Origin of the sequence: Salinispora fenicalii, from assembly GCF_000514815.1 — a bacterium.
Taxonomy (GTDB): domain Bacteria; phylum Actinomycetota; class Actinomycetes; order Mycobacteriales; family Micromonosporaceae; genus Micromonospora; species Micromonospora fenicalii.
On record NZ_KI911472.1, the window covers coordinates 196,202 to 221,714 of the forward strand.

Genomic DNA, 25,513 nt, shown 5'->3' on the forward strand with positions numbered 1-25,513 from the left:
GCCGGTCGGCCGGGAAAAGGGGTGACGCATACCTCACAGCGAACCACCGCGGGCGGTGTCCTGGGAAGCGCGAATACGGTAAAAGCGAAGGAAATTCAACGAAGAAGATCTGTCGGCAAAGCGAGGACGCACATGACGGAAGTCAAGCTCGATCACCCCGGTGGGCAGCTGTCGATGCCGGTGAACACGGCGATCGAGGGTCCCGCCGGCATCGGGGTGAGCCAGCTGCTCAAGCAGACCGGGATGACGACCTACGACCCTGGTTTCGTGAACACGGCCGCCTGTTCGTCCGCGATTACCTACATCGACGGCGACGCGGGGATCCTGCGCTACCGTGGCTACCCGATCGAGCAGCTGGCGGAGAAGTCCTCCTTTCTGGAGGTCTCGTACCTGCTGACCTACGGTGAGCTGCCCACCCAGCAGCAGCTGACCGAGTTCACCGAGCGGATCCGGCGGCACTCGCTGCTGCACGAGGAGATGCGTCGGTTCTTCGACGGCTTCCCCCGGGACGCGCACCCGATGGCGGTGCTCTCCTCGGCGGTCAGCGCCATCTCCACCTTCTACCAGGACAGCCTCGACCCGTTCGACGACGAGCATGTGGAGATGTCGACGGTCCGGCTGATGGCGAAGGTGCCGACCATCGCCTCGTACGCCTACAAGAAGTCGATCGGCCAGCCGCTGCTGTACCCGGAGAACTCCCTCGGGTACGTGGAGAATTTCCTCCGGATGACCTTTGGCGTGCCGGCCGAGCCGTACGAGGTCGACCCGGTGATGGCTCGGGTGCTGGACATGCTGTTCATCCTGCACGCCGACCACGAGCAGAACTGCTCCACCTCGACCGTGCGGCTGGTGGGTTCCAGCAACGCCAACCTCTTCGCCTCGGTCTCGGCCGGTGTGAACGCCCTCTTCGGTCCGCTGCACGGCGGCGCGAACCAGGCCGTGTTGGAGATGCTGGAGACGATCCGCGCCGACGGTGGCGATGTCCGCTCCTTCGTGCGGCGGGTCAAGGACCGGCAGGCCGGTGCGAAGCTGATGGGCTTCGGCCACCGGGTCTACAAGAACTACGACCCCCGGGCCACCATCGTGAAGAAGGCCGCCCAGGACGTGCTCGGTCGGATGTCCAACTCGGATCCGATGCTGGACCTCGCGATGGAGCTGGAGGAGATCGCGCTCGCCGACGACTTCTTCGTCTCCCGCCGGCTCTACCCGAACGTGGACTTCTACACCGGCCTGATCTACAAGGCCATGGGCTTCCCGACGAAGATGTTCACGGTGCTGTTCGCGCTGGGCCGGCTCCCCGGCTGGATCGCCCAGTGGCGTGAGATGATCAATGACCCGGAGACGAAGATCGGCCGTCCGCGGCAGATCTACACCGGTGCCGTGCAGCGCGACTACGTCAACCTCGAGCAGCGCTGAGCGGAGCGAACTCGCCAACTCAACCGGCCGGCAGTCGTTGACACGTTGGTGTCAGTGACTGCCGGCGGTTCGCGGGTGTCCGGGGTTCCCGGCACCCGCTGATGTGGCCGAGGGCCCGGCGATATGGCCGAGGGCCCGGCGGAGGCTTGCCCGAACTGGCGTGCCTGCACAGTCATATGCGTTAATTGCGAGATGTCTTATTTCGTACACGGCGCCACCGGCGCCCAGGGTTTCCCTGTTCTGTCCGCTCTTCAGGCGGCGGGGCAGCCCGCAGTCGCCGCGGTCCGCGACACCACCACCGTGCCGGACGGCTTCGCCTCAACCGCAGTCAACCTGGCGGACGCCGACTCGTTGGCCGCGGCCTACACCGGTGCGGAGGGTGTGTTCGTCCACCTTCCGTTGGGCGCCCCGACCGATCTGGAAATCTATGCCAAAGCGGTCGCCGCGGCAGTCGCAGCGGCCCGACCGCACCGGGTGGTCATCTCCACCAGCGGTCAGATCGTTGACCAGCCGGGGACGCCGCTGCAAGCCGCGCCGGAGACTCCGGTCGTCCAGCTCATCCGCGACCTCGAGGCGAGTGGCGTCCCGACGGCGGTCGTCGCTCCGCGCCTCTACCTGGAAATCTGCTACTGCCCGTCGTCATGGGGCCCGTACGTGCGGAGGGGATCCTGCGCTATCCGCTGCCGGAGAACTTCTCCATGTCGTGGAGCTCCCACCTGGACGTCGCGGACGTCGTCACCCGGCTCCTGACTGACGCGACCGCTACCACCGGTACGGTCGCCGTCGGGCATCGGCCGGGGTTGACGGGGGCGGACCTGGCCGCGGGATTCTCCGCCTACCTGGGCGCGGAGGTGCGCTACGAGGCCATCACTCCGGCCGCGTTCGGCGAGCTCATCACCCCGCTCTTCGGCGCCGGTGCCAGCGCCGGCGTGGTGGGTCTGTACGAGCTGTTGAACGCCCAGGCCGGGAACACCATCGCCGAGGAGAACAGCGCCCAGCGGTTGCTTGATCTCGCTCCACGCTCCGTCACCGACTGGCTCACGCAGGTACGCGCCTAGGTCGGTGGGGTAGTTTGTCGGCCGCCGCTACGGACGTACTTGAGCTTCCACGCTGGCGGCCGACACTGTTCGTTGCCGTGCGGCCTCGTACAACACGACGGTCGCCGCGGCGGCGGCGTTCAGGGAGCTGGCGGCGCCGGTGATCGGGATCCGGACCGTACGGTCGCAGGACTGCCGCCACGCCGTGCTGAGTCCGCGCGTCTCGTTCCCCACCGCGATGATCTTCGGTCCGGTGAGGTCGTGTGCGGCGATCTCCACTTCGCCGTCCTCGTCGGTGCCGACGATCTCGATGGGGATGCGGGTAGCGCGCAGCGAGTCGGCCCAGTCCAGCACCGCACGATGGCTCGGCACGCGTACCACGGGCACGGTGAACATCGAACCGGTACTCGCGCGCACGGACTTGGGGTCGTAGGGGTCGGCCGCATGCCCGGTGATGACCACGCCGGCGGCTCCGAAGGCGTCCGCGGAGCGCACCAGCGAACCAATGTTGCCGGGAGCGGTCGGTCGGTCGAAGACCAGCACCAACATGTTGGCCGTGCAGGGAATCCGCGGCAGTCGGTCCTCGGGGAGCCCAACCACCGCAAGTAACTCTGGCGGCTCCTCGTCCTTGCCCCCGAGCTCACCCAACAGCTCCGGCGACACCGCTACCCGGCTGGCCCCGCCGACCCGGTCCAGCAGGTCTCGACTCCATCGGGAGAGGTTCTGCCCGTCGGGATAGAGCAGGGCACGGACCTGCCAATCGTGCTCGACGGCGAGGGTGATGGGCCGAACCCCCTGGACCACGAATTCCCCCGCACGCTGGCGTTTGGTGCGATTGGTCAGCAGGGCCTGCCATTGCTGGAAGGTCGCGTTTCGGGTGCTGACCCTGATTGTTCTCGCCACGTGCTCAGTGCCTCCTCGCTGCGCCTACCTCTGGCCGGCGACAACCGAGCGGCACGGCGGGTGCTGCCCGAGAGTACCTAGTCCTTATCCACGACCCGCTTACCCCCGCCGTGCTCCCCACATCTCTCGGGTCAGCTCGTACTCGACCTCTCCCTCCTCGGACCCCGGCAGCGCGTCATCCCAGACCGGGAAGTACATGCGGACGTACCGCATGCCGACTGTCTCCATCGGCGTCAGGGGCGGACGGTCACTGTGCAGTGTCGGCCGCGGCTTGCGCAGACGGTCGCAGCTCGGGCACCGGCCGGCAATCCGAATTCGACCGGCGGGTCAGGGAATGGGCCACTCGTGGGCCGGTCGATTGCTGTGCATCAGGTCCACGTAGTGGCGGACCACCTCGCGTAGCGCCTCGGGCCGGCCCAGGCGGTCAGCGGACTCGAGCCGGTTCAGGGTGGCGACTTGCCAGCTCGCCCCGTTGCGGCCGGTGAGGCAGCGCTGCTCGATGATGCCGAGCAGCCGATCCCGCTCGGTCGGGTCCATTCCCCAGCGGTCCAGCCCGTGGTGGGCCAGCGGTAGTAATCGGCGGAGCACCAACTCGGTGACGGATAGGTAGCCGAGGCCCGGCCAGAAGACCTGCGCGTCGATGCCGTGCCGGGCGCAGGTGGTGAAGTTCTCCTCGGCGGCGTTGAAGGACATCTGCGACCACAGCGGGCGGTCACTCTCCGCCAGCGCACGGACGAGGCCGAAGAAGAACGCCCCGTTGGCGACGGTGTCCACCACGGTGGGCCCGGCCGGCAGCACGCGGTTCTCCAGCCGTAACTGCGGCTGGCCCGCTACGACGTCGTATCTCGGCCGGTTCCACCGGTAGATGGTGCCGTTGTGCAGGCGGAGCTCGGCCAGCTGCGGCATGGCACCAGTCGCGATCGCGTCGGCTGGGTCCTCCGGGTCGCAGACCGGCAGCAGCGCGGGGAAGTAGCGGACGTTCTCCTCGAAGAGGTCGAGGGCGGTGGCTATCCAGCGTTCCCCGAACCACACCCGGGGACGGACGCCCTGTGCCTTGATTTCCTCTGCGCGGGTGTCGGTCGCCTGTTCGAATAGCGGGATCCGCGTCTCCTGCCATAGCTCCCGGCCGAAGAACAGCGGTGCGTTGGCACCCAGCGCCACCTGCACGCCGGCGATCGCCTGCGCCGCGTTCCAGTAGTCGGCGAACTGGGCGGGGCTGGCCTGGAGGTGGAACTGAGCGCTGGTGCAGGCCGCCTCTGGAGTGATGGTGTCCGCGCTGATCGCCAGTCGCTCCACGCCGTTGATGGCGATTCGCAGATCTTCGCCCCGTGCAGCGAAGATCTGCTCGTTGAGCAGTTCGAAACGGGGGTTCGCGGAGAGCGCGGCCGAGGTGAGGTGTTCGGGCCGTAGCGTCGGCAAGACTCCGATCATGACGAGACGGGCGCCGGTGGTGCGGGCCCGGGTGTCGGCGGCGTTGAGGCGCTCACGCAGCGTCTGCTCGAACTCCGATGCCCCGGTGCCGGCGAGCTGCAGTGGAGTTACGTTGATCTCCAGGTTGAACTGACCCAGCTCGGTCTGGAAGTCTGGGTCAGCCACCGCGGCCAGCACGGCGGCGTTGCGCATCGCGGGCCGCGACTCGTCGTCGATCAGGTTGAGCTCGATCTCCAGCCCGGTCGTCGGCCGATCCACGTCGAACCGGGAGTCCGGTAGCAGCTCGGCGAAGACCCGGAGGCAGCGGCGGAGCTTTTCGCGATATCGGGCTCGATCCGCACGGTCGAAGGTCCGCACGCTACCGTTTTCGCCCATGGTTACCGCCCTGTCACCGCTGGTCCCCCTGACATTCGCACAGTGCGTCCAATAGCGGTAGACCTGTTAGGTTCTCCCACCCACCCGGTGGGGTCGCGATAGTTGCCCGTCGATCCGGTGTGGGGTGCCCGCCGCCGTGCGGGCCGCGCGGCTACCGGGCCCGGCTCACAGCAGGCTGGAACAGGCGGCGACTGCGGCCAGTAGCAACAGGCCCAGACTGGCCTGGAGCAGGAGCGGCGGCCCGAGATGTGACCAGAGCGTCGCCGTACGCGGGGTGAGTGACTGTCCGGTGGTGAGGTTGACGATCCGCTCGATCTTCGGTGGAAGCTCGGAGTCGCGCTGGCGGCGTAGGGTCAGTTGCACGTGGTCGGCCGGGTGCAGGGCGCTCTGCGGCAGGTGTCCGTGCAACTCGACCTCGCACATCCGTCCGGCGGAGTCCCGCAGGCGGACGGGGGTAACCAGGAACTCCGGCCCGTTCCTGAGCTCCTTGAACGTGCGTCGACCGCGGCCGGAACCGGCCGCCACGAGCTGCCGGAGCAGGGCCATCAGCATTCTCGCCACGCCGGCTGCCACGAGCACGGCCACCAGCACCGGCTGGCCCACCCGTACCTCGCGCGGGTAGCCCTCAAGTAGCCGGACGATTCGCCCGGTGACGACGCGCGCCGTCGGATGAACGATCCGTGGGGCATGTAGGTCGCTGTCCATCGCCACCACCCAGAGGTTGATCTGTACCCCGATGGTATCGGCCGGTGTGGGTGAATGGGGGGAATGAACGTCGGTCACGTGGCGTGGGTCAGGTGACAAGCCAGCCGGCACGGGTAAACACAGGGTCGAGCTGGAAAGGGGTCGCGCATGCAGCTGTCCTTCCTGCGCCCACTCTACGATCGGCCGGGCCCGTGGTGTTCGGTGTACCTGGACGCCTCCGCCGATACTGAAGATGCCCACGCCGCGCTGGATCTGCGCTGGCGCGCGCTCCGGGACCGACTTCAGGAGCAAGGGGCCGACCCGGCGTCGATCGAGGCGATAGATCGGGTGGTCCGGGGGCACAATCCGATGCCGGGGGACTACGGCATCGCTGTCTTCGCCAGCCATGGTCGGGTGGCTCTGTCGGAGTACCTGTCCGCCCCACCGCTGCGAGATATCGCCGCGGTTGGGTCGCTGCCACACGTGATGCCGCTGCTGGCCCAGCGGGGCGAGCAGGTGGCCTGGGTGCGCGTGATCGCCGACCGGACTGGAGCGGACGCGATGGCGGTCAGCGCGGGGGGCGTGCCCCGGCACGCCCAGGTGCGGGGCCGGCAGGACTACCAGTTGCGTCGCGTGCGGCCGGGCGGTTGGTCCCAGTCCCGCTATCAGCGGGCTGCGGTGGAAGCCTGGCACCGCAACGCGGGTGACATCGCTGCCGCCGCCGCGGAGCTGGCCGAGAAGGTGCGCGCCGACGTGGTGGTGGTGTCCGGAGATGTGCGGGCAACCGGTGTGATCGCCGCGCAGCTGCCGGAACGCTGGCAGGAGGTGCTGGTCCGTACCGATGCCGGAAAGAGGGCTGGAGGCGCCGACCTCACCCAGTTGGATGACCTGACCGTGCAGACCATTGCCGAGGTGGCAGACCAGCGGGTCAGCACCGCCCTGGACCGGTTCGGTCAGCAGGAGGAAGTTGGGTCCGGGTTGGATGCGGTGGTCTCCGCACTGCAGCGAGACCAGGTCGAGAACCTGCTCATCGTGGACGACCCGGCGGCGACGGGAGAGCTGTGGGTTGGGTCGGATCCGACCCAGATCGCCACCGATCCCGAGCAGCTGTCCGCCATGTCGGTCCGGGACCCGGAGCAGGTACGCGTCGATGCCGCCCTGGTGCGGGCATTGGTGGGGACGGATGCGGAGTTGACCGTCCTCGGCCCTGACGAGGCGCCGGAGCTGACTGGCGGGGTGGGCGCGGTACTGCGGTACGTCGATGCCGCCACGCCGGGGCGGGACCGCGCCTGAGGTCCCGCCGCTCATCCGTCGGACTACCGGGTAAATCCCGATGAGTAAGGGATGCCCAGTTTGAACCCGATCGGGGCGGGAAGCCGGGCTGCGTGGTTAGCGAACGAGGACAGGTCGGGCCGGCGCACGGGGTGCGCGCGGGGCGCGTCGACGGGCTGGCCGGCGACCGCATCGTGGCAGCTGGCAGCGCAGCCCGGACCCTGGTCGCGGCCACCGCCCGGGCCCTGCGCGGCACCGACTGCGCCGACCTGGGACACCCCAGAGGGATGTCTCGCCTCAGCGGGGCACCCGAACCGGTCCGGCGGGCAGCGGCTGCCCGGGCCGCAGGTCGGGTCGCCCTGACCGTCGGGCAGGCCGCCGAGGTGGACGCAGAACGGGTGGCCCGTTGGTTCGTCGACCAGTACCCCCGCCGCCGCTACCCCGGGATGCTGCTCGGCTCCCCGCACGGCGCGGCGGCGCACCTCGCGGTCGCGCTCGGCATCCCGTGGCTACCCACCGGCTTCGAGCTGAGCGTGCACTGGCCGCAGGGGGCGGTGGACGGACCGCAGGCCGCGCTCGATCACGGTGCCGCGCTGGCCGCACGGTTGCTGGTCGGCAACCCCGAACTCCACGTACGGCAGGTGCACTGCCCGGCCAGCCGCGGCGCGCTGGCGGGGGCGACGGTCGCGTTGGCCGCTCGCTGGCGCTGGCTGCCCGCGGCCTACCTCCAGTTGCTGGCCGAATGCCTGGATCCGGGAGCGCCGGTGCTGCTGCTCTGCGATGCCCGTACCTGGCCGGTGTTGGACTCCGCCCCCGGGCACAGCTTTCAGGTCGGCTCTCCGGGCAGTGGGTTTGATCCGGTGGACTTCCACCCGGACAGTCCCGCGTTGCGTCAGGTGCTCCACGGGGCTGGAAGCGACGGCGCACGGTGGTGCCCGCCAGCGGTGGCGGGGGCGCCCCGCCTGGCCGAACAGGGGGTGGAGCCCGGGTTCGAGCAGTCCGTTCGAGAGTGGGGTTCGGTGCACCGGCATCCGTCGCATCGGATACTAGTGCCAGAGCCGGCGGTGTTGAGCGCGGTGACCGCGGACCTGTACCGGCACTGGCTGCGCGCGGCCGGAAAGACCGGCAACCGATTGGTCGTCGAGTGCGGTCGGTTGCTCGACCCGTGGCAGGTGCTTCGGGCCGGCATGGTGCCCTACTGGTGTGAGAACGCCACCCGGCGCAGCGTGGAGGGGGTGGAGTGGTGGCTCGCCGGCAGTGAGCCGTTCAGCTCGGTGGACGTGCTGCCGGAGCCGCCGGGGTTGCGGTCGCCGGCGGTCGCCGGGCTGCCCCAATGGCTGGCCGTGGCCGGCTTCGGCCGTCGTCGGCGGGTTCTGGATCGGTCGGCAGCCCGGGGTTACCCGGTCACGTCGGTGCCCACCCGTCGGGCCACCGAGGTGCTGCGGGCGCAGTCGTACGACCTGCCGACACCGCCGCCGATGACCGTTGCGGCAGCCCTGGCGGCGCTCCGCGACGGCGGCTCCCAGCAGGGCTTGCTCGTCTCCTGACCCGGACGCGCCGAAACATCCTCGCGAACCCCGGGTCCCGTGATTGAGTACCTACGGAGCGGGAACACCGCTGGCTCGGCGGCCGGATCCTGCCGGCGCCCGCTGGCGTCCCAGCACGAAACCCACTTCCGACCCGGTGCGTGGTGTCGCCACGCGCACGACCGGTTTGCCAAATCCGGGCGGGACCTTCCTGAGGGAGGCGCGGATGTTCGGACAGACCACCACAAGTACTCCGCCACCGACCGAGCGGGGCCTGGAGGACCTCGACGCGGCGGCTCTGGCGTACGCGGCACGGATCGCGGGGTTGCCGCCACACAGGTGCCAGGAGGCCCGGGACGACCTGGTCCGCTTCGCTCTGCCGTTCGCCGGACGACTGGCCCGTCGGTATCGCGGGCGGGGCGAGCCGCTGGAGGACCTGGAACAGGTCGCGCGGCTCGGGTTGGTGAACGCGGTGGATCGCTACGACCCGGAGCGCGGCTCATTTACCGCGTATGCGGCGATCACTATCGTCGGTGAGATCAAGCGCCACTTCCGGGATCGCACTTGGGGGGTGCATGTGCCCCGCCGGCTGCGTGACCTCATCCTCGAGGTTGGCCAGGCCACCGCGGCACTGACCAGCGAGCTGTCTCGAGCGCCCACGGTGGCGGAGCTGGCGGCGCGGTTGGAGACGCCGGAAGAGGAGATCCTCGCGGCGTTGGAGTCGGCTGCCGGCTACAGTCCGGCGTCGCTCAACGCCCCGGTCGGCGGCGAGAGCTCGGCCGAGTTCGGCGACCTGGTGGGTGAGTCCGACAACGCGTTGGAGTCGGTCGATGATCGGGTCACCGTGAGCGGTCTGCTGCATCGGCTGCCCTGGCGGGAACGGCGGATTCTCGCCATGCGTTTCTACGGCAACCAGACCCAGGCGGAGATCGCCGCCCGCTTCGGCATCTCCCAGATGCACGTGTCCCGGCTGTTGTCCCGGGCGTTGACCTGGCTGCGGCAGGCGATGCTCGCCGACGCGCCGCCGCCGTGGCAGAACGGTGTCGCCGAGGCGGAGACCGCCCGCCCCAGAACTCGGTAAGTCCGGTCCGTCATGGCGCTTGTTTGGACCGGCCCGCCCTAGAGCCTTGGTAGGACCAGCCCGCCGGCTCAGTTCTCGGTGCTGGTAGGACCGGCCCGCCGGCTCAGTTCTCGGTGCTGTCGCCGGGTCCACGGGGATGGCGCCACCGGTCGGTCGGTTCCTGCGGGGTTTCGAAGTCGGTGGTCCCCTCGGGCTCGTCGGTCTCCCCGAAGCTGGGTCGGCGTATGTCCTCCGGCTCCGGCACCTCGACTGGCCGCGCCCCGGACTGGGGAGCGGGGTGGTAGGCCTCCGCCTCGCGCGCGCCGACCGCGCCCTCGGCGCTGGGCGGCTCGGGCAGGTGTGGCTCCCGGTGTAGCTCGTCGCGGAGCTGCTGCGGCGGTCGGGTGGTGCGCTGCGGCAGATCACGGCCGAGGTTGGCGACGAGGGGACCGTACTTGGCGTCGAAGGCCGGGCGCTCCGAGCGGATCCGGGGCATCTGGTCGAAGTTGCGCAGTGGTGGTGGGCAGGTCGTCGCCCACTCCAATGAGTTACCAAACCCCCATGGATCGTCCACGTTGACGACGGGCCCGTACCGCCAGGACTTCCAGGCGTTCCAGATGAAGAACAGGGTGGATGCTCCGAGTACGAACGACGAGATGGTGGAGATTGTGTTCAGGGTGGTGAACCCATCGCCGGGCAGATAGTCGATGTACCGCCGGGGCATTCCCTCGTTGCCCAGCCAGTGCTGGACCAAGAAGGTGCCGTGGAAGCCGAGGAACATGGTCCAGAAGTGGACCTTGCCGAGTCGTTCGTCGAGTAGTCGGCCGGTCATCTTCGGGAACCAGAAGTAGATCCCGCCGAAGAAGGCGAAGACCACCGTACCGAAGAGCACGTAGTGGAAATGCCCCACCACGAAGTAGCTGTCGGTCACGTGGAAGTCCACCGGTGGGCTGGCCAGCAGCACCCCGGTGAGACCGCCGAACAGGAAGGTGACCAGGAAGCCGATGGAGAAGAGCATCGGTGTCTCGAAGGTGAGCTGCCCCTTCCACATGGAGCCGATCCAGTTGAAGAACTTCACCCCGGTCGGTACGGCGATCAGGTAGCTCAGGATGCTGAAGAACGGCAGTAGTACTTGACCGGTGCCGAACATGTGGTGTGCCCAGACCGCCATGGACAGCACGGTGATGGCGCCGGTGGCGAACACCAGTCCGGTGTATCCGAAGACGGGTTTGCGGGCGAATACCGGGATGATCTCGGTGATGATCCCGAAGAAGGGCACCGCGATGATGTAGACCTCGGGGTGGCCCCAGAACCAGAACAAATGCTGCCAGAGCAGTGGTCCGCCGGTGGCCGGATCGAAGACGTGTGCCCCCAGGAGCCGGTCGGCGAGCAGGGCGAAGAGCGCGGCGGCCAGCAGGGGGAAGACCAGCAGGATCAGGATGCTGGTGAAGAGCATGTTCCAGGTGAAGATCGGCATTCGGAACATGGTCATGCCGGGGGCCCGGAGAGTGACGATGGTGGTGATCAGGTTGACCGCGGTCAGGATCGTGCCGACACCGCCGAGGGCGAGGCCGACCAGTACCATGTCGGGGCCGATTCCGGGGGAGTGCTCGGCCTGGCTCAGCGGGGTGTAGGCGAACCAGCCGAAGTCGGCGGAGCCGCCCGGGGTCAGGAAACTGCCGAAGAGCAGCAGGCCGCCGAAGAGGAAGAGCCAGTAGCCGAAGGCGTTCAGCCGGGGGAACGCGACGTCCGGCGCGCCGATCTGGATCGGGACGATGTAGTTGGCCATCCCCAGCGCCGCCGGGGTGGCGAAGAGCAGCAGCATCGCCAGGCCGTGGGTGGTGAACAGCTGGTTGTACTGCTCGGGGGAGAGGAACTGGAGCCCAGGCCGGGCCAGCTCACCCCGGATCAGCATCGCCTCGATTCCGGCTAGCACGAAGAAGCCGAAGGCTGTGATCAGGTAGAGCAGGCCGATCTGCTTGTGGTCGGTGGTGGATAGCCACCGGGCCAGCGTGCTACCGGGTAGCGCCGGCCGCCTCGGGCCTGGGTAGCCGCCAAAGCGTGCCGGTGCCAGGATCGCCGGACCCCGGTCGCGTGGTTCCGTGGTGACCCGCTTGGGCATGGACCTTCACCCCGCTGACGACAGATAGGACGGGCACGGCTACCCGCCCCTCTGACCATGAAACCAGGCGAGAGGGATTATTCAGGCTAGAGCGGTATTTTCGCTCACCAGGACCGGCGGTGGCGCGCTCCCGCCCTGGGTCGACCTGGTCACCTACGGCAGTTAGCCACCAGCGGCGCTTGTCGACGCCGCCGGCGGAACCGGGCGGGCCGCTGAAGATCGGTCCGGTCGCGTACCGTTGCCGCTCATGGGTGTGTCGCAACGGTTGAAGAGCAGATTCCGCCGGTTCCTCCAGCGCCCCGGGACGACAGTCGACCTCGCCCCGCTGGAGAAACTCCTGCCCGCCATCGAGGCCCGGGTTGAGGAACTGCAGGCTCTCGACGATGCCGAGCTGACCGAGGCCGCCGGCCGGGCCGAGGGCTACGTGGAGATCTGTGCGGTTGGCCGCGAGGCCGCCCACCGCGGATTGGACCAGCGGCCCTACGATGTGCAGCTACTCGGCGCGATGGCGCTGCTCTCCGGCAAGGTCGCCGAGATGGCCACCGGTGAGGGCAAGACCCTGACCGCGACGGTCGCCGCGTACGGGCACGTTCGCCTCGGCAACGGTCCGGTGCACGTACTGACCGTCAACGACTATCTGGCCCGTCGGGACGCCCAATGGATGAAGCCGGTATATGACCTGCTCGGGCTGACCGTCGGCTGGGTCAACGAGGCGTCCAACCCAGAACAACGGCGCGCGGCGTACGCCTGCGATGTCACGTACGTGTCGGTCAGCGAGGCGGGCTTCGACTACCTGCGCGACCAGCTCGTCACCGACATTGAGGAGCGGGTCCAGCCGGCGCTGCGTACCGCGATCGTGGACGAGGCCGACTCGATCCTGATCGACGAGGCCCGGGTGCCGATGGTCCTCGCCGGAGCGGTTGCCGGTGAACAGGATCCAGTGCACACCGCCGCGGCGCTGATGCGTGGGTTGCGCGAGGGCCGGCACTACACGGTGGCCGAGGACGGTCGCAGCGTCGCCTTCACCGCCGACGGTCTCAGCGCCGTCGAGGCCAAGCTCGGCATCGACCTGTACGACGAGGAGCAGGTCGCCCAGCTCTCCGCGGTGAACGTGGCGCTGCATGCGCACGCCCTGCTGCACCGCGATGTGGACTACATCGTGCGGGACGGCACGGTCGAGTTGATCGACGAGATGCGCGGACGGGTGGCGCAGCGTCGCCGCTGGCCCGACGGACTGCAGGCGGCGGTCGAGGCCAAGGAGGGGCTCGACGCCACCGCCGAGGGGGAGGTTCTCGGTACGATCGCGGTGCAGGCATACATCGGGCTCTACCCGACCGTGTGCGGGATGACGGCAACCGCGGTGCTGGTCGGCGAGCAGCTGCGCGAATTCTTTGATCTCGAGGTGGCCGTGGTCCCGCCGAACACGCCGTGTATCCGCGAGGACGAGCCGGACCGGATCTACGCGACGCAGGCGGAGAAGGAGGAGGCGCTGATCGACGAGATTCGGCGCAACCACGAGCGAGGGCGGCCGGTCTTGGTCGGCACCCTCGACGTGAAGGAATCCGAAAGCCTGGCGGCGGGCCTCGACGCCGCTGACGTCCCCTGCATCGTGCTAAACGCCAAAAATGACGACGAGGAGGCGGCGATCATCGCCGAGGCCGGCGCCTTCGGCGCGGTCACGGTCTCGACTCAGATGGCCGGCCGGGGTGTCGACATCCGGCTCGGCGGCAGCGATCAGGCGGACCGGGATCGGGTGGCCGAGCTGGGCGGCCTCTATGTGATCGGCAGTGGCCGGCACGACAGCCGCCGGGTGGATGATCAGCTGCGCGGGCGGGCCGGTCGGCAGGGCGACCCGGGTGGGTCGGTCTTCTTCGTCAGCCTGCAGGATGATCTTGTGGTTCGGCATGCCGGCGACACGGTGCCGCCGTCGCCGCGGATGAACGCCGACGGGCTGGTCACCGACCCGCAGGTGGATTACGCCGTGGAGCACGCCCAGCGGGTCGCGGAGGGGGTCAACCATGAGATCCACCGCAACACCTGGCGCTACAGCGTGGTGGTGGAGCAGCAGCGTAAGGCGCTGGCGGAGCGCCGCGAGCGGCTGCTGACCAGCGATGTTGCCGCCCTGATGCTGCTTGACAAGGTCTCGGACAAGGCCGGCGAGATGGACGAGGATCTTCTCGCTCGGGCCGCCCGGTCAATTGCGTTGTTCCACCTGGACCGGCTCTGGGCCGAACACCTCGCCGAGCTCTCCGAGGTCCGCGAGGGTGTTCACCTGCGGGCGTTGGGCCGGCTGGACCCGCTCGACGAGTTCCACCGTGCTGCGGTGCCCTCCTTCAACGAGCTGGTGCCGGAGATCGAGCGGCGCACCATCGAGACATTTACCGAGACGGAGCTCGACGAGGACTGGGAGCCGGACGAGTCCAAGCTGGTCCGGCCGAGCGCGACGTGGACGTACCTCGTGCACGACAACCCGTTCGGTTCGGAGCTCGACCGGCTCATCGCCTCGGTGGGGCGGCGGCTCAGCTCCGGATCCCGCTGACCTGTCCGGAGTGTTCCGGTAGCCTCCGGCTTCGGAGGTCGCCCTGTTTGGGTAGTTTCGGCCCCTCCCCGCGGGGTAGTAGGCCGGGGCCGCGGAGTCGGGATAGGTACGAAACTCAGGCGGCTCCGGTGATGGGATTCGGTGCGTACGGCGTGATGGAGGTGGGGCTCTGGTGAACCTGGAGACGCGGGAGTCGGTCGGGGAGACGCTCGGTGTTCTGGAGACCGCGGGACTGCTCCGGGAGCTGACCGCCGGGCTGATCGGCGCGACCGACCTCGACGCCGCGCTGACCGCCCTCGTCCAGATCGCTCGGGACGGCGTCGCGGGGGTCAGCTGGTGCGGGTTCACCTCCCTGCGCGCGGGGGAACCGGCCGGAGCGGTGGCCTCCGACACCCGACTCGCCGAGCTCGACGACCTGCGGCACGGCCCAGACACGCCCGCGATGGCGGCGATCGGGCAGCGGGAGCTGGTGGTCGCCGAGCAACTGAGCGTCGAGACGCGGTGGCCGGACTGGACTGTGCGTGCCCGTCGGCTCGGGGTATCGGCCGTGATCTCCGCACCGGTCGACATCGACGAACAGGTGATCGGCGCGCTCAACCTCTATGCGGGAGTTCGGGAGGTGCTTACCCCTCGGCATCAGCTGACCGCGATGCTGGTGGCCGAGCAGGCCGGTCTACTGCTCGCCGCGGTACGGGATCGGGCGCGGGTGGTGGCCGAGGCCGGTCAGGTCGACGTGGCGCTGCTTGGCGAGAGCGTTGTCGGGCAGGCGATCGGGGTCGTCATGACCCAGCGGGGATGCCGGGCTGAGGAGGCCGTGACGGTGCTGCGCAGCGCGGCGTCTTCACTCGGGATTCCGCTGCGGGAGGTGGCCGAGCGGTTGGTTACCACGGTTTCTCGGCCTCGCGACAACTAATCAGTCGCGCTGGAGAGGTCCGTGCGGCCGAGGTGGGGCAGTTCCGGCGGACTCGCCGCAGGCTTCAGTGGGCGACCCGGTGGTGGGCAGCCAGCAGGTCCAGGTCGGCGCCGAAGTCACTGCTCGGGCGGCGCAGCACGGTGTGGGCGTGGTTGCCGTCGTCCGCGGTGTTGTCGTACTCGATCAGCAGGTCGTCGCCCTGCACGCGGTAGTAGTGGCGCTGACCCGGCCAGCTCGGTCCAGCCCAGGCGAAGTGCACCGGGGACCCGGCGAGCCGACGGGCCTCTCGGTCCGCCAACTCTGGCGGGAACCGTTCCAGGTATAGGGCGACAAGTTGGTCCAACAGGGCTCGGCCGGTGGGGCTGAGTCGGTCAGCGGAGACGCCGAGGGGAGCCATCGGGGTGTCCACGCGAGGTCGGGTCGCGCTGATGATGTCGGTGGGAGCCGCCTCGGCGATGACGGCTGTCGCCCGTACCTGCGGGCTGAGGGTATCCAGTAACGCCCGGCCCAGGTCCTCCTCGGGGCCGAGCGGGCGGGTGACTGGCCGACCGGCCCACCGGACGGCGGCCGGGTTCGCCCCGAAGAAGACCGGAGCGGGGGAGACCTGGTCGGCCACGATGGTCATGCTGATCGACAGGTGGTGTCCCTCGACCCGCCACCCCCAGGCCTCGTCCCGGATCGGGTCACCGAAGACCGCCACCCAGTAGTCGTCGCTGTGTCGGCCGCGGCGCCACCCCTCGGCCCGGTCGAGTACCTCCTCCAGACCGATGATCGCCACTGCCTGGGCATACGCTGACGGGCTCAGGGCGCTTGCCAGTAGTCGGTGGGTGGCCTTCCGGGCGGCGCGGCGCAGGTCGGCCAGGCAGACGCCGGGCCGGGGCCGGGGCCGGTACTCGATCCAGCGCCGTGCCCTCAGATCGTCGAACTGATGGGTTGCCCGGGTGCGTTCCGGCTCGTCCAGGGCAGCGAGCAACGCCGCGGCGGCGGCGCGTAGCTGCTGGGGGAGTGAGTTCTCCACCGTTTCTGTATACCCCGCCAGGTGCTGGGTGACACGGGCGGTGGGCAAGGGCTGGGAAATGTGAACGCGGAGGGGACCCCCGGATCGGGTCCTCTCAACGGCTCTGCTGTAATCAGTTGACCTCGTACGCAGAGCGAGCGTTCCGCTCCGATGTGTTAGTCAATTGTCACATTCATGCAACGCAGCTGCCCCTTGACCACCGAACGGGTGCCGGGAAGCATCGGTGAAGCGGCGTCCCGGGCCGTTGGGGAGATACCCGGACCAGCCAAGGAGGACCATGTCGGTCAGCCCCGCTTCGTCGCGCGCCGGATGGCATTCGTCCCAACCCGCTGTTCCCGGCCGCCCTCCGGGTGGTCAGCGCCGTCCCACCAATACGGTTCCTCCCGTCCTCACGGTGACCCTGTCAATCCCATTGGCCAGCGACGAGACGCTGAATCCGGCGGCCCGGCGGTTGCTGGACGCGGCCCGTGAACTGATGGAATGTGGTGACAGCACGGTCACCATGACCGGCAACGGGTTTTCGGACCGGCGAGTGGAACCGGTTCCGGCAGGCCGCTCGCCGAGCCGGTCGCTCGCCCCCACCATCCCCACCTTGCACATCCTCGCCTCCTCCCGTTCCGTGTTGCGTGACGGCGACCCCTTGTCGCTGACCCGGCTGGAGTTCGATCTGCTGCTACACCTGGTCGCCCACCCCCGACGGGTCTTCACGCGGCTGCAACTGCTCAATGCGGTCTGGGGCTACGAGCATGCGGGGGTGCGCACGGTGGATGTGCACGTGCGCCGACTGCGGGGCAAGGTTGGCGTCGACGTTCCCCTGGTCACCACCGTCTACGGGGTCGGCTACCGGCTCGCCGACGACGCCCGGGTGAGCATCGACCGCAGTGGTTGACTGCGGCCTACCCGTCTTGGTGCTGCCTTGTGCCAGCGGTCCCGGGTAGCCGGATAGACGGCGGTTTGGTCCGTGGCGGTGCGGGGTATTCGGTCGGCTCATCACACGGGTCGCCACCCGTGCAGCGACGACCAGCACCGGTCCAGTGGACCGGGAGGCCCTCAGGAAGGCAGGCAGCGATGCTCGTCCACGACCCGGTCGACCCGCCCCGACCCCAGGCGGAAGCCGATCAGATCCGGCAGTCCCTGCAGGCCCGCTACGACGAGCTTGCCGCCGAGTATGAGCAGGCTGTGATGCAGAGTCAGGTGCTGCGCCTGGTCGAGGTCGGGGACACCGCGGGCGATGACCAGGCCGACAGCGGCACGAAGACCGCGGAGCGGGACACCGCGCAGTCCCTGTTGCGAACTATCCTCGACCGCCGGGCGCAGTTCGAGCACGCCCTGACTCGGCTGGAAGAGGGCACCTACGGCTTCTGCGAAGGCTGCGGCGCCTCCATTCCAGTGGAGCGGCTGGAGATCTTCCCATCGGCGACGACCTGCGTGACCTGCAAACAAACTCGGGAGCGTCGCGCGGCCTGACGCGTCGTTGCCGCCGGATTGGCGCGGCCGGAGCAGACGGAGGTGGCTGGATGGTCATGGTGCAGACGAGACCGAGGCGCCGCCGAGGCGTCGTTCTCCACGTCGTCGGAACGCCCGGCGATCGGCGGCGGACGCCCCGGCCTGGCCGGGTCAGCCCGGTGCGACAGCGCCGCGGCCCGGTTGGTCCCCGGCGGCGAGACGACGATGGCCGCTGGGAGCCCGACGTTCGGGGGTGGAGAGATGGCTGAGCAGCTACAGTCCGCGATCGACGCGTCCACGCAGAAGACGAATCTGATCCTTCAGGACATCGAGGAGGCCCTCGGCTGGCCGAAGGGACAGCGGAACCAGTCTTACTGCGCCCTACGGACGATGCTGCACCTGCTACGTGATCGACTGCCGGTGCAGGAGAGCGTGGCGTTCGCCGCGCAGCTGCCGTTGGTGATCCGCGGAATCTACTTCGACGGCTGGCAGCCGATGGACGTTCCGGTCAAGCTGAACCGAGACGACTTCCTCCTTGAGTTCCGGAAGCAGTTCACTTATGACCTTCAGGGCGATGCGGAGCACCTGGTGCAGGTGGTGCTCGACGTCCTGCACCGGCATGTCAGCTCGGGGCAGTGGGACGACGTGAAGGACAACATGCCAAAGGACCTGGCCCGGATGATGTCCTGACCGCGTCGGCGCCCGCCCGGGCACCAGGGCGGACCCCGGGCTGTCGACTGGCGAACCACCAGCGTCGGGCCCCTGGGGCGGCTACCGTGTGGTGGGGAGGGCTGGAGGTGGGGGAATCCCCGCCGTACGACGGACCCCGGCGCTCGCGGACGGGGCACAGCCGAGGAGTACCCATGGCACTCAACGACGACGACATGACGACCTCCGGCGGCGCCGGCCTCGAAGGTCCGGCTGATGGTGGNGCGACTCCGGGGCAGCACGATGGTGGTGCCGACGGNAGNGCGGAGGGTCCGGCTGATGGTGGCGCGACTCCGGGGCAGCACGATGGTGGTGCCGACGGNAGNGCGGAGGGTCCGGCTGATGGTGGCGCGACNCCGGGGCAGCACGATGGTGGTGCCGACGGTAGCGCGGGCTGAACCACGCAGTGCCGTACCTCGACTCGCCGGGTAGCCCTGGTCGCCCGGTATCTCCGTTCCCCGCCGACTGGTCCGCGACACCCGCTGAGTGGGCGTCGGCGCTAGCCCGGTGCGTCTCGGTCGAGCCGGCGAAGTTCGTCGCCCGGCATTGGGGACAGACGCCGCTGCTATCCCGCGCCGATGAGCTGCCCAACCAGCGTGGCTTTTGCGACCTGCTCAGCCCGGCAGATGCCGATGAACTACTCAGTCGGCGTGGCCTACGCACGCCGTTCCTGCGGGTGGCGCAGGACGGCGTGTTGGTGCCGGCGGCCCGATACACCGGCGGTGGGGGCGCGGGTGCCGAGATCGCCGACCAGGTCCTCGACGAGAAGATCCTCGGCCTGTACGCCGGTGGCGCCACTCTGGTGTTGCAGGGCTTACACCGCACCTGGCCGGCACTCATCGACTTCACCCGGGAGCTTGGCCTGGCTGTCGGGCAGCCGTTGCAGGTCAACGCCTACCTAACTCCCGCCGGCAGCCAGGGATTCGCCACCCACTACGACACGCACGACGTTTTCGTCCTCCAGGTCGACGGCGGGAAGCACTGGCGAATCCACCCGCCGGTGCTCCCCGACCCGCTAGAGCAGCAGCCATGGGGCGGCCGAGCCGATGAAGTCTCCGCGACCGCGACGGGCGCACCCGCTCTGGACGTGCTGCTCGCCCCCGGGGATGCGCTGTACCTGCCCCGTGGCTGGTTGCACAGTGCCAAGGCCCAGGAACGCAGCTCACTGCACCTGACCGTCGGTGTTCGGGCGCTAACGCGATACACGCTGGTCGAGGAGCTGCTCGCGCTCGCCACCGAGGAGCCGCGGCTGCGGGCCAGCCTGCCATTCGGGATTGACGTCTCCGACCCGGAGGCGGTGAAGCCCGAGTTGACGGAGACCGTTGAGGTACTGCGGGACTGGCTGCGCTGCGTCGATCCAGCAGCGCTCGCCGCCCGGCTGCGGCAACGGGCATGGCCGGCGGCCCGGCCGGCTCCGCTGTATCCCCTTGCCCAGACGGCTGCGTTGGAGGCGCTCGGCCCAGACAGCCGGGTCGCTCCTCGCCCGGGCCTGCGGTGGCAGCTCACTGCTGCGGGCGAGCGGGTGGCGCTGCGGGTCTTCGACCGCACGATCACTCTGCCGCAGGTATGCGCCCCGGCCCTGCGTGCGTTGCTCTCCGGAGAAGTCAGCCGAGTCGGGGACCTGCCCGGCCTGGCCGACGACACCGACCGGATCACCCTCGTGCGCCGCCTGCTCCGGGAAGCGGTTGCCGTCCCTACCCAGAGCAGCTGCCTGAACCTGCCCGACGGGGGCGCAATAGTGGACCCGACGCTGCCGCCGCTGACCGGTTCAGCGGGCCAGGGCCAGCAGGAGCCCCGTCGTCAGCAGTCCGGCGACCACCACCACGGCCATCGGGCGCGGACCGAGCACCGCGTGTCGCCGGTCGGCGAGAATCTTCGCAGGGACCAGGCCGACCAGCGGGCCGAGCAAGGTCACTACCAGCGCCAACACCGGCAGCCCGACCGCCAGGTCCCCGCCGTACCGGTCGCCGGCGGTCCGGGCGACGGTGCCCAGGGCGTACGTGACCAGCGCACCGCCAAACCCGCAGACGGCTAGCAGCGGATTGGCGGATCTGGGCAGCTCACCGGGTTGGCCGGTACGCGCCAGGAGGTCCCGCACCGCGGCCAGCATCGGCAGGGGATTCCCGGTGATGCCGTTTACCGGGCCCGGGGGGCCGTCCATCCGGCGGCCGGCCGACCGAAACCGCCCCCGTAGCTCCTGCCACAACAGGCGGACTTCAGCCTCGACCCGCTCCTGCAGCCGGCGGGCTGCCGTCACCTCCCGTTCCGCGTGCCGGACCTGGTCCTCGGCGCTCGCCACGGCGCGCCGCGCGGCCGCACACTGCTGCTCGTACCAGGTGTGTGCCTCGGCCCGCTGCGCCGATAGCTGCTCGGTCAGGTCGGCCAGTCGTCGTACCTGCGCCGGGTACGACTCACTCGGCACTGGTTGGCTCACCGCTGGTGCCCGTACGGGATGATCGTCTGTCCGGAGCGGTGCACCGCCCGGTCGAAGAAGAGGCCGCGCCATGGGCGGGGGTACCAGTCCGGCCCGCCGGTGCCGGGGTAGAGCGAGGCGCCCAGTTCCCCGCCGTGCGTGTCGAGCGCCACCCACGCGCCGACCTGGTCGGTGCGGGCGGCTGGTCCGCCGAGATCGGCTCGCATCCGCGCGACCCCCCGCCACCAGGCCAGCACATGTGTCCGCCGCTCCGGTCCGTCGTGCAGGATCCGACGCAGCTGCTCCAGCCCGGTCTGGCCACCGACTCGGGCGGCGAGTGCGCCGGCCGCCGCGTCAACGGCGAACAGCAGCAGGTAATGGGGGTCGCCGGCGCCAGACGCGCCCAGCCCGGCGGTGGTCTCGGCCATCAGTTCGGTCACGGTCTCCTCGTCGTACCAGGCGGCGTCCGCGGCGAGGTCGGTGTAGAGAGATCGGGCGGCGGAGTCGGCGTCCGGGTCCAGACAGGCGATGGAGAACCGCGCCGTCCCGGGGCGGTGCTGCCGGGCGAGCGACCGTCCAGCAGCGCCGAGTACGGCGCACGCCTCGTCAACGCGGGTGCCCAGCACGGCGAGGTTACGTCCCGGTGCGCGCGGCAGCCGAAGCACCGCCGAGCGGGCCTGTACGTCGATGATCTCGCCGAGGAGCGCCGTCGGGGCCCGCGGCGTCCCGGTCTCCGGTGCGGAGAGTGCCTGGAAGTCCGGGGCGTCGGTTAACCGGGGGATTGCGTCACCATCGAACAGCCGGGCTGGGGCGGCATCCGGTGGGCGCATCCGCCAGAGTCGGTGCTGCAGCCCGCTCCACGTCTCCCAGTCACTCGCCGACGGTATTCGGGCGATCTCGTTCCCCTCGGCCAGCCCCGACTCGGCGTTGACCACGGCGTGGTGGCGGGATAGGGCCTGCGCGGCGTCGTTGCGTTCGGCGAGGATCCGTAGCGCCTTGGGCAGGGCGATGCGGAGGGTGAACTGGGCGACGAGGGCCGGCCGCCCCCACAGCGCCTCAATTCCTCGGACGTCCTGTGAGGCGAGGATCAGGTGGATGCCCTGCGACCGACCGCGGCGGGCCAGGTCCTCCAGGAGGTCGGCGGCCTCCCGGGCGACCGCGTCCCGGCCGGCGAGCAGCATCTGGAACTCGTCAACCACGGCGACGATCCGCGGCCAGCGCCCGGCTGGGTCCACCGCGCGCAGTTCGGCGAGCTTCGTCACCTCGTGTTCTTTCGCTGCGTCGGCGCGCCGACGCAGCTCTTCGGCGAGGAAGCGAAGCAGGGCGAGACCGAACTCCCGGTCCGTGTTGACGTTGATCCCGACCAGCCGCATGTGCGGCAGCCAACTCGGGTCGCGGCGACCCTGTGCGAACCGGGCGAAGGAGACACCTTCCTTGAAGTCGAGCAGGTAAAACTCCAACTCGGCCGGGGAGTAACGGGCGGCGAGGGCGCCGATCCAGGCAAAGATCAGGTTTGTTTTGCCGGTGCCCGACGGGCCGCCGATCAGCGCGTGCGGTGGATAATCACCGAGAGTGACTAGCACCGGCTGGCCGTCCGTTCCTTCGCCGATCGGCGCGATCAGGCCGGCGGCCGAATCCTCCCGCCACATTTGGTCCTGCGGTGGTAGCAGGTCGGTGAAGGGCGTCGGTTCCGGTCCGGCGTTGACCCGGGCAGCGACGGCCCGGCAGGTCTCGGTGACCAGGGTCGCCGGGGGCGCCGGGTCGAGCTTGACCGGCGGTGCGCCAGCGAGTTCGGCCCGACCCGATTCGACGCGGATCCGGGCTACGGTGGCGTCCTCCGGCAGCGCCAGGCCGCGTACCACCAGGTGTACGCCGCACGCCGCGCCGGTGCGGACCACCCGATCGAGTTGGCCGCGTTCGTGCCGGGATGGTTCTTCCCCGCCGAGCAGTACCGCCACCCGCCACGGCTCGGGCCGGCGACCGGTGGCCGCGGCCAGCTCACGTAGCGACCGGTGCTCGCCGGCCAGGACGGTGGAGTTGATCCGGTGAATCTCCTCGACGAGGTCGTCGAGGAGTCGGCCCAGCCCGCCAGGGCCGACGAAGGTCAGCAGCCCGGCGGTGCTCAGCGGCGCGAAACCGGCCAGGCCGCCGCCAAGGTGCTCCGGGTCGTACCCGGTCAACCGGACCGCGCCCGGGTCGGCCCGGCCTACCGCACGCAGCAGCAGCGCGGCCACCACCGCCTCGCCCGCTACCCGGTCGCTACCGGTCAGCTCGACGTGCCCGGCGTCGAGCAGCGGCACCAGCGCGGGCACGGGTTCCCCGCCCGGGACAGCGAGCGTGCCGACCCGAAGTGGGCCGGGCAGCTCCCTCCGGTGGGCGGGGGTGGGGTGCCACTGCGGCCAGTCGGCGGTGGCCGCGCCCGGGGCCTCCCGGCGGGCCGCGTCAGCCGCCCGCCGGGACAACTCGGCGATCCGGGTCGAGTGCTGGGCGTCGATCTCGGCGAGCCGCCGGTCTCGCTCCGCGCCGACCCGCGCGGGCACCGCGGCGGCGGCCTGGCGGACTCGGTCGAGTCGGCCCCGCTCGGCGGCGAGTTCGGTCTGCGCCGCGGCCAGCCGGGTCCGCGTCGCGCCGAGGGCCTCGCCGAGGGTTTGCCGGACCCGGGCGGCGAGCTGCGCCCGTCGGTCAGCCATCGGCGTCCCGTCGAGACGAGGGACGTCCGGTGTCGATCGCCCCGCTCCGGCTCTCGCCCGGCAGTGGGCCACTACGGCGTCCGGCGACGGGCTGCCGCTGGCGGGTGGGCGCCTGTTGTCCGATGCTGGCGGCGCGCCGCTCCCACTCGGCGTCGGTCCGCCGGTCGCGGTTCGCGGCGGCTCGCCGCTGGTCGTCCGCCGCCGCCTGCCGGGTCCGCGCGTCGTCAGTGCGGCGCTCGCGCTCCGCCGGGGTCGGTAGCTCGCGACCGAGCCGGTCGAGCAGGACGCCGGTCAGCACCCCGGCGGTGACCGCCGGATCGGCGGCATGTGGCTGTTCGGCGTCGTCCCGGCGGGGCGGGGGCATCCGACAGACCCGGGCCAGCAGGGTCTCCACCACCGGCGCGGGCAGGCCCGGCAGCAGGTCGCGGGTTCGGCTGCCCAGGGCTTGGCGGAGCCGCGGCAGGTCCTCGGCGCGGGGCGGGTGCCCAAGGAACTCCCCGGCCAGTTCCCGCAGCAGGGGAGGGGCCAGTGCGGCCAGCCCCAACCCCACGTCGGCGTGGGCCCGGCCCAGCTCGACGCGGAGTCGTTCCCGGTCGCCGGCGCGGACCTCGTGGACGACTCGGCGCAGCAGCTCGTTGGCGTCGGCGATCGCTTCATCCGGTTGTCCCGACACGCTCCCGCCACCGGTCAACTCGGCGACCCGGACTGCCCACCAGCGGGGTGCGGTGGCCGGGCCGGGCGGGGCAGCGGCTGTCGCCGGTGGCGTGGCACCACGGGGAGCGTCGTGCACCGGTTGCTGTTCGGGGACGGTACGTGGGGCGGGTGAGTCGTCGGCGGCGAGCCCGATCATGGCCAGGTACGCCGTCAGCTGCTCCTGGGCGACCCGCAGCGCGTAGCCGGCGGACTCGGCGTGTTCGACGGCGTTGGACAGCTCCGGCACCCCCATCGGGTTGGCGGATTCCTGGCGTACCCAGCGCAGCCGCTCGGCGGCCAGTCCGAACCGTTCGAGCGCCGCGGCGAGCTGGCCGAGCGGCAGGTCATCGCTGGCGGCACGCACTTGCGCGCCGAGATCTTCGACGATGGACACAGCGGCGCTCAGAGGGTCGCGACGTATAGCTGGGCCTGCTCGACCGCGACGAGTGTGGCCGCCAAGCACTCCTCCAACTCCTGCCCTGCCTGGGTCAGCGAGGCCTGGGCCGCATCCACCGTTTCGTGTCCGCTGCCCTCCAACGCGCCGGCCAGCGTCTGTTGTGCCTCCGCCAGCTTCTCGCTGGCAGCGTGCACAGCGCTCTGGCCGTCACCGATCTGCTGGAGCGCGACATCGATGGCTGCCTTGAGCTCGGCGACGCTCGCCACGACGGAACCTCCTGGGGCAAGGGGAGGCCTCCATTAGAGCCTATCGGCACCGGGGAGAGAACATCCTCCCTGCCAGTATTCAACCCTACTGAGCGGTTGTCACCTGGAAGCGCTGGGAGGCCGGAACCGAAGTCCGCCTGGGGGAGGGGCTCAGCGGCCGGTCAACCAGCGCGGCCCGTACACCTCGGCGCCGTGCCGGACCACGCGTTCTCGCAGCTCACGGTCGGCGGTGATGACGACCCGGCGGCGCTGCGGGTCGGCGGCGACCAGGTCAACCACCGTGTCATCGCCGGACCGTTGGGCCGCCACCACCCGCACCCCCGACACCGGCGGTACCCCGCGCGCCGCACCCTCGACCACCAGGACCACCTCGATCGGCGGCGGTAGCTCCGGTGGCATCCCGGAATCGGGCAGGCTGGTGAGGCTGTCCCGCAGTCGGGTGGTCGCCCCGACCCGGTCCCGCCACCAACCGTCCGGCCGGGATCCCACCACATTGGCGGCGTCCACGATCAGCAGCGGTGTCCGGTTCATGCCGCCAGCCTGCCACCCGATCCGCCCGCGCCCGGGCAACCTCGGTGGCCAGCCGGCGGAGTTTGTCCCGACG

At 70.1% G+C, this 25,513-nt stretch carries 20 protein-coding genes and 3 pseudogenes; 12 read left to right on the forward strand and 11 right to left on the reverse strand.

Annotated elements, in window-relative coordinates; genetic code table 11:
* Positions 1 to 132 precede the first annotated feature (132 nt).
* Both B116_RS0121885 and B116_RS25710 read left to right on the forward strand, forming a co-directional pair.
* Positions 133 to 1,416, forward strand: a complete 1,284-nt coding sequence (locus B116_RS0121885) for a citrate synthase (RefSeq protein ID WP_018723465.1) — start codon at positions 133 to 135, stop codon at positions 1,414 to 1,416.
* A 192-nt stretch (positions 1,417 to 1,608) separates the two neighbouring features.
* Positions 1,609 to 2,474, forward strand: a pseudogene (locus B116_RS25710) (SDR family oxidoreductase).
* Between the two features lie 27 nt (positions 2,475 to 2,501).
* Here the strand turns inward: B116_RS25710 and B116_RS0121895 are convergent.
* The 4 genes and pseudogenes from B116_RS0121895 to B116_RS0121910 form a co-directional block, all read right to left on the reverse strand.
* Positions 2,502 to 3,356 (reverse strand): TrmH family RNA methyltransferase, encoded by an 855-nt coding sequence (locus B116_RS0121895; protein ID WP_027661324.1) that lies wholly within the window; start codon positions 3,354 to 3,356, stop codon positions 2,502 to 2,504.
* A 99-nt stretch (positions 3,357 to 3,455) separates the two neighbouring features.
* Positions 3,456 to 3,584 (reverse strand): annotated as a pseudogene (locus B116_RS27075) (GNAT family N-acetyltransferase); the annotation flags it as partial.
* Positions 3,585 to 3,683: 99 nt separating this feature from the next.
* On the reverse strand, positions 3,684 to 5,162 hold the full coding sequence (locus B116_RS0121905; RefSeq protein ID WP_027661325.1) for a glutamate--cysteine ligase family protein: 1,479 nt from the start codon (positions 5,160 to 5,162) through the stop codon (positions 3,684 to 3,686).
* 165 nt (positions 5,163 to 5,327) lie between these two features.
* Positions 5,328 to 5,876 carry a hypothetical protein gene (locus B116_RS0121910; RefSeq protein WP_027661326.1) on the reverse strand — a complete coding sequence of 183 codons (549 nt, stop codon included), beginning with the start codon at positions 5,874 to 5,876 and terminating at the stop codon, positions 5,328 to 5,330.
* 138 nt (positions 5,877 to 6,014) lie between these two features.
* On the opposite strand from B116_RS0121910, the gene B116_RS0121915 reads away from it, so the two are divergent.
* The 3 genes from B116_RS0121915 (at position 6,015) to B116_RS0121925 (ending at position 9,725) form a co-directional block, all read left to right on the forward strand.
* A complete protein-coding gene (locus tag B116_RS0121915; RefSeq protein WP_027661327.1) occupies positions 6,015 to 7,139 on the forward strand; it encodes a baeRF2 domain-containing protein in 1,125 nt (374 codons plus the stop codon).
* A 131-nt stretch (positions 7,140 to 7,270) separates the two neighbouring features.
* Entirely contained in the window at positions 7,271 to 8,665 is a 1,395-nt protein-coding gene (locus B116_RS0121920; RefSeq protein WP_027661328.1) for a hypothetical protein, read from the forward strand.
* A 205-nt stretch (positions 8,666 to 8,870) separates the two neighbouring features.
* Positions 8,871 to 9,725, forward strand: a complete 855-nt coding sequence (locus B116_RS0121925; protein ID WP_027661329.1) for a SigB/SigF/SigG family RNA polymerase sigma factor — start codon at positions 8,871 to 8,873, stop codon at positions 9,723 to 9,725.
* 103 nt (positions 9,726 to 9,828) lie between these two features.
* Here the strand turns inward: B116_RS0121925 and ctaD are convergent, their stop codons facing one another.
* Positions 9,829 to 11,826 (reverse strand): aa3-type cytochrome oxidase subunit I, encoded by a 1,998-nt coding sequence (gene ctaD, locus B116_RS0121930; RefSeq protein WP_027661330.1) that lies wholly within the window; start codon positions 11,824 to 11,826, stop codon positions 9,829 to 9,831.
* Positions 11,827 to 12,073: 247 nt separating this feature from the next.
* Between ctaD and secA2 the strand changes: the two genes are divergently transcribed.
* Both secA2 and B116_RS0121940 read left to right on the forward strand, forming a co-directional pair.
* Positions 12,074 to 14,365 (forward strand): accessory Sec system translocase SecA2, encoded by a 2,292-nt coding sequence (gene secA2 / locus B116_RS0121935; RefSeq protein ID WP_027661331.1) that lies wholly within the window; start codon positions 12,074 to 12,076, stop codon positions 14,363 to 14,365.
* A 172-nt stretch (positions 14,366 to 14,537) separates the two neighbouring features.
* Positions 14,538 to 15,278 carry a GAF and ANTAR domain-containing protein gene (locus B116_RS0121940; RefSeq protein WP_018723476.1) on the forward strand — a complete coding sequence of 247 codons (741 nt, stop codon included), beginning with the start codon at positions 14,538 to 14,540 and terminating at the stop codon, positions 15,276 to 15,278.
* 64 nt (positions 15,279 to 15,342) lie between these two features.
* Here B116_RS0121940 and B116_RS0121945 read toward each other — a convergent pair whose 3' ends face one another.
* Positions 15,343 to 16,296, reverse strand: a complete 954-nt coding sequence (locus B116_RS0121945; protein WP_027661332.1) for a DUF3500 domain-containing protein — start codon at positions 16,294 to 16,296, stop codon at positions 15,343 to 15,345.
* Between the two features lie 394 nt (positions 16,297 to 16,690).
* Here B116_RS0121945 and B116_RS0121950 point away from each other — a divergent pair, with 394 nt between their 5' ends.
* The 5 genes and pseudogenes from B116_RS0121950 to B116_RS0121970 all read left to right on the forward strand — a co-directional run.
* Complete coding sequence (locus tag B116_RS0121950; protein WP_027661333.1) at positions 16,691 to 17,185, forward strand: winged helix-turn-helix domain-containing protein; 495 nt, start codon at positions 16,691 to 16,693, stop codon at positions 17,183 to 17,185.
* A gap of 179 nt (positions 17,186 to 17,364) precedes the next feature.
* Positions 17,365 to 17,763 carry a TraR/DksA family transcriptional regulator gene (locus B116_RS0121955; RefSeq protein ID WP_018723479.1) on the forward strand — a complete coding sequence of 133 codons (399 nt, stop codon included), beginning with the start codon at positions 17,365 to 17,367 and terminating at the stop codon, positions 17,761 to 17,763.
* Positions 17,764 to 18,003: 240 nt separating this feature from the next.
* Positions 18,004 to 18,432, forward strand: a complete 429-nt coding sequence (locus B116_RS0121960; RefSeq protein ID WP_018723480.1) for a DUF2267 domain-containing protein — start codon at positions 18,004 to 18,006, stop codon at positions 18,430 to 18,432.
* 173 nt (positions 18,433 to 18,605) lie between these two features.
* Positions 18,606 to 18,848: a hypothetical protein gene (locus B116_RS0121965; RefSeq protein WP_027661334.1), complete on the forward strand. Its 243-nt coding sequence runs from the start codon at positions 18,606 to 18,608 to the stop codon at positions 18,846 to 18,848.
* An 8-nt stretch (positions 18,849 to 18,856) separates the two neighbouring features.
* Positions 18,857 to 20,149, forward strand: a pseudogene (locus B116_RS0121970) (cupin domain-containing protein); the annotation flags it as partial.
* Positions 20,150 to 20,218: 69 nt separating this feature from the next.
* On the opposite strand, the gene B116_RS28520 reads toward B116_RS0121970, so the two are convergent.
* The 5 genes from B116_RS28520 to B116_RS0121990 form a co-directional block, all read right to left on the reverse strand.
* Positions 20,219 to 20,884 carry a hypothetical protein gene (locus B116_RS28520; RefSeq protein WP_223874649.1) on the reverse strand — a complete coding sequence of 222 codons (666 nt, stop codon included), beginning with the start codon at positions 20,882 to 20,884 and terminating at the stop codon, positions 20,219 to 20,221.
* Complete coding sequence (locus tag B116_RS0121975) at positions 20,881 to 23,553, reverse strand: FtsK/SpoIIIE domain-containing protein (RefSeq protein ID WP_027661336.1); 2,673 nt, start codon at positions 23,551 to 23,553, stop codon at positions 20,881 to 20,883. The genes B116_RS28520 and B116_RS0121975 overlap by 4 nt, the downstream gene beginning before the upstream one ends.
* The gene (locus B116_RS0121980) at positions 23,546 to 24,640 is read right to left on the reverse strand and encodes a hypothetical protein (RefSeq protein ID WP_027661337.1); all 1,095 of its coding nucleotides are present in this window, start codon (positions 24,638 to 24,640) and stop codon (positions 23,546 to 23,548) included. The genes B116_RS0121975 and B116_RS0121980 overlap by 8 nt, the downstream gene beginning before the upstream one ends.
* Before the next feature lie 8 nt (positions 24,641 to 24,648).
* Positions 24,649 to 24,909, reverse strand: coding sequence for a hypothetical protein (locus B116_RS0121985; RefSeq protein WP_018252814.1), 261 nt, complete (start codon positions 24,907 to 24,909; stop codon positions 24,649 to 24,651).
* A gap of 150 nt (positions 24,910 to 25,059) precedes the next feature.
* Positions 25,060 to 25,440, reverse strand: coding sequence for a hypothetical protein (locus B116_RS0121990; RefSeq protein ID WP_027661338.1), 381 nt, complete (start codon positions 25,438 to 25,440; stop codon positions 25,060 to 25,062).
* Between the last annotated feature and the right edge of the window lie 73 nt (positions 25,441 to 25,513).